The organism is Tritonibacter sp. SIMBA_163, assembly GCF_046535935.1.
Taxonomy (GTDB): Bacteria; Pseudomonadota; Alphaproteobacteria; order Rhodobacterales; family Rhodobacteraceae; genus Epibacterium; species Epibacterium scottomollicae.
Genome location: NZ_JAWJBP010000946.1, coordinates 1 through 251 on the forward strand (window position 1 = coordinate 1; position 251 = coordinate 251).

Sequence of the window (251 nt, forward strand, 5' to 3'; positions counted from 1 at the left end):
GCTCATCGTCAAGGCCGACGTGCAAGGCTCGCAGGAAGCGCTGGTGCAGTCGCTGCTCAAGCTCTCCACCGACGAAGTGCGCGTACAGATCGTGCACGGCGCCGTGGGCGGCATCAGCGAGTCCGACGTCAACCTGGCAACGGCTTCGAAGGCGGTCATCATCGGCTTCAACACGCGGGCGGATGCGCAGGCTCGCAAGCTGGCCGAGTCGAACGGCGTGGACATTCGCTACTACAACATCATCTACGACG

At 63.3% G+C, this 251-nt stretch carries 1 pseudogene; it reads left to right on the forward strand.

Annotated features, from left to right (window positions below):
- A pseudogene (locus tag R0J92_RS25110) lies at positions 1–251 on the forward strand (translation initiation factor IF-2); the annotation flags it as partial.